The following is a 14,400-nucleotide window of genomic DNA, read 5'->3' on the forward strand; positions in this document are numbered from 1 at the left end:
CGAGGTAACTTCCGTGACGTACGTCGGCCCGTCGGCCTCCGCACCTGAGCGCCAGGGGCCGGGCTCCACCGAGCGAGCCCGGGTGGTCGACGTCGTGGCCGCCTACGTCGGCCTCACCAAGCCCCGGGTGATCGAGCTGCTGCTCCTCACCACGGTGCCGGTGATGTTCTTCGCGGCCCGGGGGATCCCACCGTTCTGGCTCGTGGTCGCGACGGTCGTCGGCGGCACCCTCTCGGCGGGGTCCGCCTCGGTGCTCAACTGCGTCTACGACCGCGACATCGACGAGCAGATGCGCCGGACCCGGCGGCGGGCCCTGCCTCGGCACCTGGTCTCGCCGCGGGCGGCCCTGGTGTTCGGCCTGGTGCTCGGGGTGACGTCGACGGTCGTGCTGGCGGTGTGGGTGAACTGGCTCTCGGCGGCCCTCGCGCTGCTGGCCAACGCGTTCTACGTGCTTGTCTACACGATGGTGCTCAAGCGACGCACCACCCAGAACATCGTGTGGGGCGGGCTGGCGGGATGCTTCCCGGCGCTCATCGGCTGGACCGCGGTGACCGGGGAGCTGGCCTGGGCTCCGGTGGTGCTGTTCGCCGTGGTGTTCTTCTGGACCCCACCGCACACCTGGGCTCTCGCCCTGCGCTACCGCGAGGACTACCGCGAGGTGGACGTGCCGATGCTGCCGGTGGTCGCGCCCGCCGCCGAGGTGGGTCGGCAGATCGTCCTCTACTCGTGGGTCATGGTCGCCACCTCCCTGCTGCTGTGGCCGGTCGCGGACACCGGGTGGTTCTACCCGGCGGCGGCCGCGCTGCTCGGGGGGATCTTCCTGGTGGAGGCGCACCGGATGTGGGGCCGGGCGCGGGGCACGGAGACGCTGTCGGCGATCGCGCCGATGCGGCTCTTCCACAGCTCGAACCTCTACCTCTCGCTGCTGTTCGTCTCGGTCGCGCTGGACCCGCTGCTCACCCGCTGAGACCGGTGCGCGGACCAGGCCGGGTCCGGTGTGAGGCCGGTCACGATTGCGGGAACATTCCCATCCGCTCGTAACGTTGGGGACGAACGAGAGTTGAAGGACCGGCCGGAACGACCGGCCTCTCGGGGGAGAAATGAAAAGGCGTGGGGGGACATCAACCACAGCAGCATGCGTGTAACCAGGCGCGCATCAGGCCATGAGCACCACAACCACAACCACACCCAGCGGGGCACCGGGGACGGCGCGCACGCGGGACACCCCGGGGGGGCTCGACGGAGCGGGCGGCCGGCGAGGCCGCGCGTCTCGCTCGTCGTGCCGACCCTCAACGAGGCCCGCAACCTCCGCGAGGTGATGCCCCGGCTGCCGCAGGTGCACGAGGTGATCCTCGTGGACGGCGGCTCCGTGGACGACACGGTGGCGGTCGCCCGGGAGCTGATGCCCGACATCACGGTGGTCACCCAGACCCGTCGCGGCAAGGGCAACGCACTCGCGTGCGGCTTCGCGGAGGTCACCGGCGACGTCGTCGTGATGTTCGACGCCGACGGCAGCGCCGACCCCGAGGAGATCCCTCGCTTCGTCGCCGCCCTCGTGGCGGGTGCCGACTTCGCCAAGGGCAGCCGGTTCCGGGAGGGTGGCGGGAGCGTGGACATCACGCCGATCCGTCGGCTCGGCAACGGCTTCCTCAACCGGCGTGCCAACGCGCTCTTCGGCACCGCGTTCACCGATCTCTGCTACGGCTACAACGCGTTCTGGGCGGACGTCGTACCGGTGCTCGCCCTGCCGGAGCCGGCGTTGGCGCCGCGACCGGACGGGGCCATGCACTGGGGCGACGGCTTCGAGATCGAGACCATGATCAACTGCCGGATCGCGGCCGCGGACCTGCGGATCACCGAGGTGCCGAGCGTCGAGCTCGAGCGCATCTGGGGGGTCAGCAACCTGAACGCGGTCAAGGACGGTCTCCGGGTCCTGCGCACGATGTACGCCGAGCGGCGCCGGGCGGCGACGCCGACCGGCACCCACCGAGCCGAGGACCCCGTGGACCCCGTGGACCGGAACGGTGATCGGGACGGTGACCGCAGCGGGGGGCAGGTGCCCGCCCAGCGCTCGGCCGGCTCGGTGCCGGAGGGCAGGCCCTCGAGCCGGGCCCGGGCCGCGTCGTGAGCCGGGCGGGACCAGACCGCCCGGTCGTCCCGCCGCAGGCCCCGCACCGATCCGCCGACTCCCGTCGCGTCGTCATGGCCACGGCCAGGACGGTGCCCGACATCGGCGGCATCGAGTCGCACGTGGCCGAGGTGGCGACGCGCCTGGGCGGCGAGCGCGCCGGGGTGGAGGTGTTCGCGACCGACCGCACGGGGACGCTGGCGCGTCGGGAGGTGCGGGCCGGGATGGCTCTGCGCCGGTTCCGGGCGTTCCCCCGGAGCCGCGACTACTACCTGAGCCCCGGCCTGTTCGGGGCGCTGCTCCGAGACCGTCCGGCCCTGCTGCACGTCCAGGGCATCCACACGCTCGTGCCGCCGTTGGCGATGCTGGCCGCGATCCTGGGCCGGGTGCCGTTCGTCCTGACCTTCCACACCGGGGGGTCCTCGAGCGCGTTCCGTGAGCGGTCCCGTGGCCTGCAGTTCCGGCTCCTGGCGCCGCTGCTGCGCCGGGCCGCGTGCCTGGTGGCGGTCTCCAGGTTCGAGGCCGAGCGGTTCGAGGCGGTGCTCGGGCTCCCGGCCGGGTCGATCCGGGTGATCCGCAACGGGGGCGCGCTGCCCCCCGCCCCGGCCGGCACCGCACCGGTCCCCGGACGGATCGTGAGCATCGGGCGGCTCGAGCGGTACAAGGGCCACCACCGGGCGATCGAGGCGCTGCCGCACCTGGTCGCCTCGGTCCCCGAGGCGCACCTGCGGATCCTCGGCAGCGGGCCCTACGAGGCCGAGCTGCGGGCCCTGGCGGACCGGCTCGGCGTGGCCGACCGCGTGGAGATCGTCTTCGTCCCCCCGGTGGAGCGCGAGGCGATGGCCACCGAGGTCGCCCGGGCGTCGGTCGTGGCCCTGCTCAGCGACTACGAGGCCCACCCGGTGGCCGTGATGGAGGCGCTGACGCTCGAGCGTCCGGTGCTGGTGCTGCGCACCTCGGGCCTCACGGAGCTCGCGGACCAGGGCTGGGTGCTCGGGATCCACCGGGGCTCCGGCGCCACCGAGACCGCCGACGCCCTGGCGGCTCAGCTGGTGGATCCGGTGCGGGCGGACGTGGCGGACCTGCCCACGTGGGAGACCTGCACCCAGGAGCTGTCCGAGGTCTACGACTCCGTGCTCGAGGTCGGGCGGGGATCGCACCGATGACCGTGCTCCCCCCCGGCGCCGCACCCGGCGTCCGGTCGACGCCCGGCGCGCGCCGGATCCGCCGGTCCGACCGGACCCTCGTGCCCACCCGGCTCGGGCGTCATCCGGTGGCTGCGGCCAGCCTGGTCGGCGGGACCGGGCTGCTGCTGCAGGCCGTGGGCTACGCCCTGGGCTGGTCGGCGGCGCCCGGCGCACTGGCGCTGTTCTACGTGGGGCACGTGGTGCTGGTCGTGCCGTTCGCCCTGCTGCTGGCTTCGGGCTCGGTCGGCCGCGGCCAGCGGATCGCCGGCGCGGTGATCTACTCGCTGACGCTCTACCTCTCCTGGTTCCTCAGCAACCCGGTGCTGGCCACGCGGTTCGACGAGACCCTCCACGTGGCCACGCTGCGGGACCTCGTGGCCGGCGGCGGGTTCTTCGCGCCGAACACGATGCTGCCGGTCAGCCCCTACTACCCGGGCATCGAGCTGGTGGCCGGCGCCCTGCACTGGCTCACCGGCGTCCCGTTCGTCGCGGCGCAGTTCCTGGTCGTGGTGATCGCCCGGGTCGCGCTGGTCCTGCTCCTGTTCGGGCTGGCCGAGCGGCTGACCCGGTCGTCCCGGGCGGCGGCCCTGGCGGTGCTGCTGTACTCCGCGAGCTCGCAGTTCTACTTCTTCAACGCCCAGTTCTCCTACCAGACCGTGGCGCTGCCCCTGGCCGTGGCCGCGGTCCTGCTGACCGTCCGTGCCGTCGACGCCCGGGGCCGGCGCTGGCCGGTGCCGGCCATGGCGGCCGCGGTGGCCTCGCTGGCCGCGCTCGTGGTCACCCACCACCTCACCAGCTGGCTCACGCTGGCGGCCCTGTGGGCCTGGGGACTGGCCCACCTGTCGGGGGAGGAGCGCCGCCCGGCCCGGATCGTGCTCACCGTGGCCGGCCTCGGCACCCTGGCGGCGACGGCGTGGACGGCCGTGGTCGGCCGGCTGCTCGCGGTCTACCTGCTGCCGCTCTTCGACGACGCCCGCACGGAGCTCGGGTCGATCATCACCGGCCAGGGCGGGGAGCGCGAGCTGTTCGCCGACCGCAGCGGCTACGCCACGCCGCTGTGGGAGCGCGGTGTCATGTTCGGCTCCCTGCTGCTGTGGCTGGCCCTGCTGGTCCCCGCCGGGTGGTACGCCTACCGCGGCCTGACGCTCGGCCGGTCCCGGGCCCGGCTGCTGCCGCTGGCGGTCGCCGTGGTCTTCCCGGCCCTGCTCGGGGCCCGGTTCTCCCCGACCGCCTCCGACGTCGCGGAGCGGGCATCCTCGTTCGTCTCGATGGCGATGGCGGTGGTCATCGCGGCCTGGTTGGTCGCACACCTGGACCGGGTGCCCCGTGCCGCCGTGGCGCTGGGTGCGGTGGTGATGGTGCTCGGAGGCACGATCCTCGGCGGCGGCCCGGACTGGAGCCGGGTGCCCGGGCCCTACCTGCCCGCGGCCGAGCAGCGCTCGGTCGACGGCGAGACCCTGGCCGTCGCCCGGTGGTCGGCCGAGAACATGCCGCCCGGATCCCGCTTCGCCGCCGACACGACGATGAACCGGGTGATCCCCGACTTCGCCGAGGTCTCGGCCGTCACCGGCGTGGGCGGAGGCACCAACGTCACCCCGATCTTCGGCGCCGACGAGGTCGACACCGAGACCGTCGCCCTGATCCGCTCCGCCGAGATCGACTTCATCGTGGTCGACACCCGCCTCGCGGACGAGCCGCCGCGCTCGGGCAGCCTCTACGAGGCCAGCGACGGCTACGGCGTCTTCGAGGTCAGCGCCGCCCAGCTGGCGAAGTTCGACGGCCAGCCCGGCTTCGAGAAGGTCCTCTCCGGACCGGTCGAGGTCTACGACGTCCGGTCGCTGCGGGCGGTCCCCGTGACGTACGCCGACGGGGAGGCGCCGCTCCTCCCCGGGCCGCACAGCGTCTGGCGGATGCTGGTGGCCGTGGCTCTGGCCGCCGCGCTGGTGGCCGCGGCCCGGACCCTGCGGCACAACGGGAGACCGCGGCACCGCCCGCGGCCCCGGCTGCACCACCTGAGCCTCGCGCTGCCCGGGCTCATGGCCGTCGGCGTGCTCGCCGCGCTCTCGGGCTTCTCGGCGATCCTCGGCAGCCTGGTGCTGGAGGCGGCGGCCGTGGCCGGCATCCTCCGGCTGCACGCCCGGCCGCTCGACCTGCCGACCCCGTCCCGGCCCGCGGTGCTGCGCTGGGGCGTGATCTCGGGCGTCTACCTGGTCGCGTTCGCGGTCGCTGCCTGGGCGGCGTGGCACGGCCTGGTGGTGGCCGAGCCGACCCCGCCCGGACCGGGGACGCCATGAGCGCCGTGACGCGCGAGGTCCCGCGCCGGATCCTGAGGCCCTTCCTGTCCCTGGTGAGCGGTCAGGTGATCGGCACCGCGCTCGGCTTCGCCTTCTGGGTGCTGACCGCCCGCACGGTGCCGGTCGAGACCGTGGGCGTCGCCGCCGCAGCCATCACCGCTCAGCCCCTGCTCGGCAAGCTCGCCACGCTGGGCACCGGCAACCATCTCATCGCCGAGCTGCCGCTCCTGCGCGGCTCGGCGCAGCGGCACCTGCTGCGCGCCGCCGCCGGCACGGTGGCCGGTGCCGCCCTGGTGGTCGGCGCCGTCGCGGCACTGATCGCCGGGCTGGCGAGCGACCACCTGCGCGAGGGCCTCGGCGGAGCGCTCCCGGTGGGGACGTTCCTGCTGGGCGTGGTCGCCACCAGCCTGGGCTTCATGGTGGACAAGGCGGTCCTCGGCCTGGACCGCTCCGACCTGCAGGTCCTGCGCAACCTGGTCGCGGCCGGGCTCCGGCTCCCGCTCACGGCCGGACTGCTGACCGCCGGCCTGACCTCGGCCCCGACCCTGCTGCTGGCCTGGGTGCTGCCGCTGGCGGTCGGACTGGTCGTCGTCGGGGTCCGGCTCGGCCGGCTGACCCGGGACCCCGACCCGGTCCCGAGACCCCGATGGCGCGAGCAGGTCTCGCGGCACGGAGCCGGGGCGCTGCGCAACCATGCCCTCGACCTGTCGCTGGCGGCCAGCCCGCTGCTGGTGCCGGTCGTCGCCGCGATGACGCTGCCCGCCCGCGCCAACGCCGAGTTCACCGTCGCCTGGCTGATCGCGACCTTCGTGTTCATCCCGCCGTACATGCTCGCGACCGCGCTCTTCGCGGCCAGCGTGAACCGCACGCTGGAGGACTTCCTGGGCCGCATGCGGACCACCCTGCCCGCGGCCCTCGGGGTGAGCGCGGCCCTGTGCGTCGCCGCCTGGGTCGCGGGGGAGCAGCTGCTCCGGGTGTTCGGCAGCGAGTACGCCGAGCAGAGCGCCCGGCTCCTGTCCCTGCTCGTGGTGGCCGGACTCTGGATGGTGGTCAAGGACCACCTCGTCGTCATGTGCCGGGTCGAGCGCAGGTTCGACGTGATCACCCGGCTCGCCGGTGGCGCGGTCCTGCTGGAGCTCCTCGGCGCCACCCTGGGCGCCGCCGTCGGCGGCGTCACCGGGCTGTGCGTGGGCTGGCTGCTCGCGCAGGCGCTGGAGGTGTACGCCATCGCGCCGGTCCTGGCGGGGATGGCCGTCTCGGTCGTGGACCCGCCGGGCCGCGAGAGCCCGGGCGAGGCGGACGTGGAGGAGCGCCGGGAGACAGCGGCGCCGTCGATGGAGGAAGTGACGTGAACGTGTCCCACCCCGAGAGCCACACCGGGCGGGTGCCGGCCCTGGACGGGCTGCGAGCGCTGGCCATCGGGCTCGTGGTCGGCCTGCACGCCGGCGTCCCCGGCATGCGGGGCGGCAGCCTGGGCGTCACCGTGTTCTTCGTGCTCAGCGGGTTCCTGATCACCGGCATCCTGCTGCGTCCGGGGGCGCTGGGAGCCCGGGGGATCGGGCGCTTCTACGTCCGACGCTGGCTCCGCCTGTTCCCCGCGCTCGCGGTCGTCGTCGGCTTCGCGGTGGGCTACGCGCTGCTCGCGCTGGACGGCGAGGACCGGCGGTTCCTGCTCCAGCAGTCGCTGACCAGCATCACCTACACGACGAACCTGCTCATGGGCCGCGGCGCCACGACCGAGGACTACGGGCTCCTCGGGCACACCTGGTCGCTCGGCGTCGAGGAGCAGTTCTACCTGGTCTGGCCGCTGCTCCTGCTCGTGCTGCTGCGCTGCACCCGGTCGGCGTCGGTGCGCGCCGGTGTGGTGCTCGTCCTGGCGACCGGCTTCCTGGGCTGGCGGATGTACCTGAGCTCGCAGGGCCTGGCCGCGCACGTCGGGATGAACATCGACGCCCAGGCCGACAGCCTGCTCGTCGGCAGCGCCCTGGCCCTGGTCTGGCCGGCGGTGCGCGAGCGGGCCGGCCGCCGGCCACGGCTGGTCGCCGGGCTGGCCGTCGGGTCCCTGGTCCTGCTGCTGGCCGAGACCGCGGTGCCCGGGCTGCACCACGTGCTGCCCCTCGACGCCAACTACACGCTCGTGGCTCTGGCCAGCGCCGCCCTGATCGTCTGGCTCCTCGTCCCCGGGCCGGGACCGGTCTCCACCCGGCTGCACCGGGCGTTCACCTGGCGCCCCGTCGTGTGGATCGGGCTGGTCTCCTACAGCCTCTACCTGTGGCACCGGGTGGTCTTCGAGATCGTGCGCGAGCAGGCGGGCGTGGACACCTTCGCCGAGCAGCTCCTGTGGGGACCGGCGGCCCTGGCCGTCTCGCTGGCGGCGGCGGCCCTGTCGTTCCACCTCGTCGAGCGCCCGTTCCTCGGACTGAGGAGCCGTTTCGGCGGCGACGGGGACCCGGCCCCGGGTACGCCGCCACTGTCCCGCCGCCCGGTGCGGGTCGCGGTGGTCGGCGCCGTGCTGCTGGCCGTCGTGGGCGCCGGCGGTGCCGTCGTGCTGCGCCTGGGGAACGACAGCGGAGCCGCGGCCTCCGACCCGGTGGGCTGCGCGCCGGGCCCGCAACGGTCGGGTCCGGTCGTCGACCTCGGTGTGCAGACGGCCGGGGACGGTCGGGCCGTCCCCTCGCTCGGGCCGCGTGAGCTCGACCGGCTGCTCGACCGCGCCGAGGAGGCCGGCGCCGGCATCATCTCGACCGCCGCGGCCTGGCGCACCATCCAGCCCACCCGGGGCGGCGGGTACGACTTCGAGCGGGTCGACGAGATCGTCGACGCCGCCGCGGAGCGGGATCTGAAGGTCCGACTCCAGGTGGTCTCGATGCCGTTGTGGGCGGCCGAGGGCGGTGGCCTCGACGACTACTGGCGGCCGCCGCTGTCGGTCGGCGAGCTGGCCGCCTGGGAGGTGTTCGTCGAGGACCTCGCACGGCACGTCCGCGGCCGGGTGGACTACCTCGAGATCTGGAACGAGCCGAACGAGTACGCCTTCTGGCCCACCGGCCCGGACCCGGCGGCGTACGCGCGACTCCTCGGGGCCGCCCACGGCGCGGTCAAGGCGGTCGCCCCCGGGCTGCAGGTCGTGACCGGGGGACTGAGCAACAACGACATCGGCTTCCTGGAGAACCTGTACGCCGACATCTCCGTCGAGCTCGGCCCGGACGCCCGCCCGTTCGACATGGTGGGCGTGCACCCCTTCGCCGGCGACCGGGCACCGGACGTGCGGCTCGCCGAGTGGTCCTACACGCGGGAGCCGTTCGGGGAGTTCGACCAGAACTTCCTCGGCTACATCAGGCTGCACGAGGTCATGGCCGAGAACGGCGACGCCGACGTGCCGCTCTACATCGGGGAGTTCGGCTACAACACCGAGCCCTGGCGGGAGTTCGGCCCGGTGCCGGACCGGACCCGGGCCGACTATCTCACCCGGGCGTTGGAGGCGATGACCTGTCATCGGTACGTCGGCGTGGTCAGCTGGTACTACTTCCACCCCACGCCCTGGAACGAGGACTCGTGGACGCTGGTGGACGAGGACGCCGTGCCGAACCTGACCTTCGACGCGCTCCGGACCTGGACCCGGCGTGCCGAGCGGGCGGCCCGGTGATGCGGCCCACGAACGGGCGCGCGGCCCCCTACGATGGGTCGCGTGGGACCACTGACGCGCCTGCGGCGCGCGGTCGCCGGACGACGGCGCCGCGACTGCCGATGCGGACATCCGGCGGCGGCGCACCAGCACCTGCGGGCCGGCACCGAGTGCAGCCTCTGCCTGGCCGGGGACTGCCTGCGCTACCGGCCGGGTCGGCGGTCCGGGCATGACGCCCCTGGGGGCGAGCGCGCCTGAGCACAGCGTCTCGGTCGTGGTGTGTGCCTACACCCGCCAGCGCTGGGAGAGCCTGTGCGCGGTCGTCGAGGCGGTGCGCCGCCAGGACCGCCCGGTGCTGGAGGTGCTGCTCGTGATCGACCATGCACCGGAGCTGCTGGCGGAGTGCCGGTCGGCCTTCCCCGGGGTCCGGGTGCTGCCGAGCTCGGGCCCCCGCGGCCTCTCGGGCGCCCGGAACACCGGCGTCGCGGCGGCCCGGGGCGACGTGGTGGCGTTCGTCGACGACGATGCGGTCCCGGAAGCCGACTGGCTCACGCTGCTGCTGGCGCCGTACGCCGACCCGCGGGTGCTCGCGGTCGGCGGCGCGGCCCACCCGGTGTGGCCGGTGCGCCGCCCCGCCCACCTGGTCCCCGAGCTGGACTGGGTGGTCGGCTGCTCCTACCGCGGCCAGCCCGTGCGCCGGGCCCGGGTCCGCAACGTGATCGGCGCCAACATGTCGTTCCGACGGGGTGCCCTCGACGTGGTGGGCGGCTTCGACGAGTCGATCGGTCGGCTCGGGCTGCTGCCGCTGGGCTGCGAGGAGACCGAGCTGTGCATCCGGCTCACCCAGCGCAACCCCGGCGCCCGGATCGTGCTCGAGCCCCGGTCCCGGGTCCGGCACCGGGTCACGGTGGACCGGACCCGTCCGGCGTACCTGTGGCGTCGGGCCTACGCCGAGGGGCTCTCCAAGGCCCGGGTCACCCGGCTGGTCGGCGCCGGTGACGCCACCTCCACGGAGCGCCGCTACCTCAGCCACAGCCTGCCCGCCGCGGTGCTGCGCGAGCTGGGTCGCGCCGTCACCGGGCACCCGTCCGCCCTGGCGGGTGTGGCCGGGGTGGTCGCCGCCCTGCTGGCCGCGGGACTGGGCTACCTGCGCGGCAGCCTGGACTGCTCGGGGCGGCGGCTGGGCCGGCTCCGGGCTCGGGAGGCGGTGGCATGACCGGCCGGAGCACCGGTGGCCGCGTCCGGCTCCCGGTCCTGATGTACCACGCCGTCGGCAGCCCGCTGCCGCGCGGCCTGGAGGCGCTCACCGTGCCGCCGACCGTGCTCGCGGACCAGCTGGCCGTCCTGCGCGGGGCGGGCTACGAGCTGCTCGGTCTGACCGAGGCGCTGGCGGCGGCAGCCACCGGCCGACGGGTGGCCGCGCTGACCTTCGACGACGCGTTCCTCGACTTCCACGAGCGCGGGCTCGAGGTGGTTGCCGGCGCCGGTGCCCGGGCCACGCTCTACGCGCCGACCGCCCACCTCGGCGGCACCGCCTGCTGGCTGCCCGGCCCGGGGGTGCCGCTGATGAGCGGCACGCAGGTCCGCGAGCTCACCGGGGCGGGGATCGAGGTCGGCAGCCACGGCCACGTGCACCACCCCCTGGACGCCCTGCCCACGGCCGAGCTCCGCGACCAGCTGCGGCGCAGCCGGTCCGAGCTCGAGGACCTGGTCGGTCACGACGTCGTGTCGCTGTGCTACCCGCACGGCTACCACTCGCGCCGGGTCCGGGCGAAGGCCGCGGCAGCCGGCTACCGCAACGCCTGCGAGATCGGGCACCGGGTGCACCACAGCGGCCGGAGCCCGTTCGCGGTCTCCCGCCTGCTGGTCGGGCCCGACCACCACGACGCGGCACTCCTGCACCTCGTGGAGCGGGGCCCGGCCCAGGCGCTTCCGCGCGGCAAGCGGGTCGCGCAGCCCGCCTGGCGCGCGGTCCGGCGCACCGTTCGAGCCACCACAGGGGAGACCTGGACATGAGCCCGCAGCAACCGCCCGAGGGGCGCCCCGAGACGCTGGGCGTCGTGGTCTGCACCTACACCGAGGAGCGACTCGACCAGGTCGTCGACGCGGTGGCCTCCGTGCGCCGTCAGACCCGGGCCCCCGACCGGGTCCTGGTCGTGGTGGACGGCGACGAGGAGCTGGCCGGCACCGTCGGGGCGGCCCTGCCGGGGGAGGAGATCCTCTGCCTGGGCCGGAACTCGGGAGTGTCGGTGGCCCGCAACCGGGGAGTGGCCGCCCTGGACACGGACCTGGTGGCCTTCCTGGACGACGACGCGGTGGCGCGCCCGGCGTGGCTGGCCGAGCTCGTCGGGCCGCTGGCCGACCCCCGGGTCATGGGGGTGAGCGGCAGCTCGGAGGGCATCTTCGGGCGCCGGCACCCCGCGTGGCTGCCCGACGAGTTCCTGTGGACGGTCGGGGTCAGCTGGCGGGGGATGCCCACCGAGCCGGCCCGGATCCGCAACTTCTACGGCGGGTGCGCCGTCGTCCGCCGCAGCGTCTTCGAGGCCGTCGACGGGTTCGCCACCGACATCGGGCACCGGGAGGGTCGGGTCGGCGGGGGCGAGGAGGCCGACTTCTGCCTCCGGGCCAGCCGGGCCCACCCCGGCGACTGGTTCCTCTTCGCGCCGTCCGCCGTCGTCGGGCACCGGGTCCCCCCGGCCAGGCTGACGCTGCGCTACTTCCTGCGGCGCTGCTTCGACGAGGGCGTGATGAAGCGCCAGGTCTCGGCCCGGCTCAAGGACGGCGCCCTCGGCGCCGAGCGGCAGTTCGCGCTCCGCCTGCCGGCGGCGGCGGGGCGGTACCTGCGCACGCCGTCCCGGCGGCCCGCGGCCGGCGGGGTGCTCCTCGGCGTGCTCGCCGTGCTCGCCGGCCTGCTGCGGGGCAGCGTCGACACGTGGACCGGTGGCCGCCGATGAGGGTGCTGCTGCTGGCCCAGTTCTACCCCCCGGTCATCGGTGGCGAGGAGCGCCACGTGCGCAACCTCGCGCTGGCCCTGGCCGGGCGGGGCCACGACGTGCACGTCGGGACCCTGAGGGTGGGGGCCGGCGAGCCCCCGGTCGACGATCCCGGCGTGACCGTGCACCTGCTCGACAACGTCGGGCACCGGGCGCCGGGCCTCTACCCGACCGCGGACCGTCCGCTCGCGCTCCCGGTGCCGGATCCGCTGACCACCCGGGACCTGGCCGGGCTGGCCCGCCGGATCCGGCCCGACGTGGTCCACAGCCACAACTGGATCCTGGGCTCGTGGCTCCCGGTCCCCGGGTCCCGCCGGCTGCCGCTGGTGCACTCGCTGCACGACTACTCCCACGCCTGCGCGACCAAGCGGCTGATGTTCGAGGGGGCGCCGTGCGCCGGTCCCACGCCCGCCCGCTGCCTGCCCTGCACGCGCGGCCACTACGGGTCGCTCCGCGGACCGGTGATGTACGGCGCGGTCCGCGCCGGCCGACCGGCCCGGGAGCGACGGGTGGACGTGTTCACCCCGGTCAGCCGGTTCGTCGCCGAGGCCAACGGCCTGCCGGAGTCGGGGGTCGACTGGGAGGTGGTCCCCAACTTCGTCCCCGACGCCCTGCTGGGGGAGCGCCGGTCCGAGGGGACGGCACCGGGCCTGCCGGGGCTGCCGGGGGCGCCGTACCTGTTCTTCGCCGGGGACCTCAGCCAGCAGAAGGGGGTGCCGACGCTCCTGGACGCCTGGTCCCGGCTGCCGGCCGACCGGCCGGACCTGCTGCTCGCGGGACGGCCCGACGCGGCCCTCCCGGCCCCGTTGCCCGCCGGTGTGCACGTCGCCCACTCCTGGCCGCACGAGTCGGTCGTGGCGGCGTTCCAGGGTTGCCTGGCGGCGGCGCTGCCGAGCGAGTGGCCGGACCCCTGCCCGACCACGGTGCTCGAGGCCATGGCCCTGGGCGCGCCGCTGGTGACCACCCACGAGGGTGGGATCGCGGACATGGTCGAGGACGGTGACTCCGCCCTCGTCGTGCCGCCGGGCGACCCGGCCGCGCTCGCCCGAGCGCTGGCCAGGCTGGTCGAGGACCGGGCGCTGCGGGCCCGGCTGCGGGCCGGCGCCGCCGAGAAGGTCCGCGGCTTCGTGCAGAGCGAGGTGGCCGCGCGGTTCGAGGGCATCTACGCCTCGCTGGCCTCGGGGGAACGGTCCGCCCGATGACGGTCCTGGTCAGTGACGCGCTCGCCGACCGCCCGACCGAGGGGGCCCAGGTGATCGCCGGTCAGGTCGCGGAGCACGTGCTCTCCCACGGCGGCAGCGTCCTGGCCGGGCGCGCGGCATCCGTGCGGGCCGGCTGGCGGGCGCTGCTCTCGCCCAGGACGGTCCCGGTCGCGGTGTGCTGGTGGCTGCTGCGGCACCCGCGGCAGCCGGTGGTCTACCTGCCGGTCGGCGGCCTGAGTCACGTGGTCCTCGCCAGGGCGCTGCTGTTCTGCCTCGCGGGCCGGGGCGCGCCGGTCCAGCTGGTGCTGCTGCAGCGCTACAGCGACCCGCCGGGCTGGCTGCTGCGCCGGGTCCGGCGCCGGATCACGGCCCTGGCCGCCAACGAGCACGACGTCGCGGCGCTGCGGGCGCGCGGCCTGCGCACCGAGCTGCTCACCCCCTCGGTGGACCCGGCCCGGGTCTCGACCCTCGCCCGGGACGAGGCGCGGCGCGCGCTCGACCTGCCGGAGGGTGACGTGTGGCTGCACGTGGGCCACGGCCGGGCCGGGCGGAACCTGACGAGCCTGGCGCCCCTGGCCGGCGACGGGCTGCTGGTGCTGGTCCTCAGCCCCTACTCCGACCTCGAGCCGGGGTCGTTCCCCAGCGGGCCCGGTGTCCGGGTGGTGCACGAACGCGTCGACGTGGCGACCTACTACCGGGCGGCGGACGTCTACCTGTTCCCGACGGTCGCACCGGACTCGGTCATCGGGGTGCCGCTCTCGGTGCTCGAGGCGCTGGCCAACGGGCTTCCCGTGGTGGCCCGGGACAGTCCGCTGACCAGGCGCTGGGCCGACGACCCGCGGGTGCACCTCGCGGCCGACGACGACTCCCTGGTGGCGGCCGCGCGCACGGCCACGACCGCGCTCCGACCGGCCGCGCCCGACCGGGCCAGCCGGCTGGCCGGGTGTCGGCCGGAGTGCCCGCCCGTGCTGTGA

11 protein-coding genes are annotated in these 14,400 nt (G+C 75.1%); all 11 read left to right on the forward strand.

What is annotated here, in order from left to right; all coding sequences use genetic code 11:
* The first annotated feature begins 13 nt into the window (after nucleotides 1-13).
* The 11 genes from IE331_RS07080 (at nucleotide 14) to IE331_RS07130 (ending at nucleotide 14,400) form a co-directional block, all read left to right on the forward strand.
* Nucleotides 14-967 (forward strand): heme o synthase, encoded by a 954-nt coding sequence (locus tag IE331_RS07080; protein ID WP_192142038.1) that lies wholly within the window; start codon nucleotides 14-16, stop codon nucleotides 965-967.
* Nucleotides 968-1,135: 168 nt separating this feature from the next.
* Nucleotides 1,136-2,128, forward strand: a complete 993-nt coding sequence (locus IE331_RS07085; RefSeq protein ID WP_192142039.1) for a glycosyltransferase family 2 protein — start codon at nucleotides 1,136-1,138, stop codon at nucleotides 2,126-2,128.
* Nucleotides 2,129-2,202: 74 nt separating this feature from the next.
* Nucleotides 2,203-3,294, forward strand: coding sequence for a glycosyltransferase family 4 protein (locus IE331_RS07090; protein WP_192142040.1), 1,092 nt, complete (start codon nucleotides 2,203-2,205; stop codon nucleotides 3,292-3,294).
* The gene (locus IE331_RS07095) at nucleotides 3,291-5,609 is read left to right on the forward strand and encodes a glycosyltransferase family 39 protein (protein WP_192142041.1); all 2,319 of its coding nucleotides are present in this window, start codon (nucleotides 3,291-3,293) and stop codon (nucleotides 5,607-5,609) included. The genes IE331_RS07090 and IE331_RS07095 overlap by 4 nt, the downstream gene beginning before the upstream one ends.
* Nucleotides 5,606-6,961, forward strand: coding sequence for a lipopolysaccharide biosynthesis protein (locus IE331_RS07100; protein ID WP_192142042.1), 1,356 nt, complete (start codon nucleotides 5,606-5,608; stop codon nucleotides 6,959-6,961). Before IE331_RS07095 ends, IE331_RS07100 begins: the two co-directional genes overlap by 4 nt.
* Entirely contained in the window at nucleotides 6,958-9,252 is a 2,295-nt protein-coding gene (locus IE331_RS07105; RefSeq protein WP_192142043.1) for an acyltransferase family protein, read from the forward strand. Before IE331_RS07100 ends, IE331_RS07105 begins: the two co-directional genes overlap by 4 nt.
* Before the next feature lie 208 nt (nucleotides 9,253-9,460).
* Nucleotides 9,461-10,447, forward strand: a complete 987-nt coding sequence (locus IE331_RS07110; protein WP_192142044.1) for a glycosyltransferase family 2 protein — start codon at nucleotides 9,461-9,463, stop codon at nucleotides 10,445-10,447.
* A complete protein-coding gene (locus IE331_RS07115; protein WP_192142045.1) occupies nucleotides 10,444-11,247 on the forward strand; it encodes a polysaccharide deacetylase family protein in 804 nt (267 codons plus the stop codon). Before IE331_RS07110 ends, IE331_RS07115 begins: the two co-directional genes overlap by 4 nt.
* Nucleotides 11,244-12,185, forward strand: a complete 942-nt coding sequence (locus IE331_RS07120) for a glycosyltransferase family 2 protein (RefSeq protein WP_192142047.1) — start codon at nucleotides 11,244-11,246, stop codon at nucleotides 12,183-12,185. Before IE331_RS07115 ends, IE331_RS07120 begins: the two co-directional genes overlap by 4 nt.
* Nucleotides 12,164-13,426: a glycosyltransferase family 4 protein gene (locus IE331_RS07125; protein WP_192142049.1), complete on the forward strand. Its 1,263-nt coding sequence runs from the start codon at nucleotides 12,164-12,166 to the stop codon at nucleotides 13,424-13,426. The genes IE331_RS07120 and IE331_RS07125 overlap by 22 nt, the downstream gene beginning before the upstream one ends.
* Complete coding sequence (locus IE331_RS07130) at nucleotides 13,423-14,400, forward strand: glycosyltransferase (protein ID WP_201931357.1); 978 nt, start codon at nucleotides 13,423-13,425, stop codon at nucleotides 14,398-14,400. Before IE331_RS07125 ends, IE331_RS07130 begins: the two co-directional genes overlap by 4 nt.

Source organism: Nocardioides donggukensis, assembly GCF_014842875.1.
GTDB classification, from domain to species: Bacteria; Actinomycetota; Actinomycetes; order Propionibacteriales; family Nocardioidaceae; genus Nocardioides; species Nocardioides donggukensis.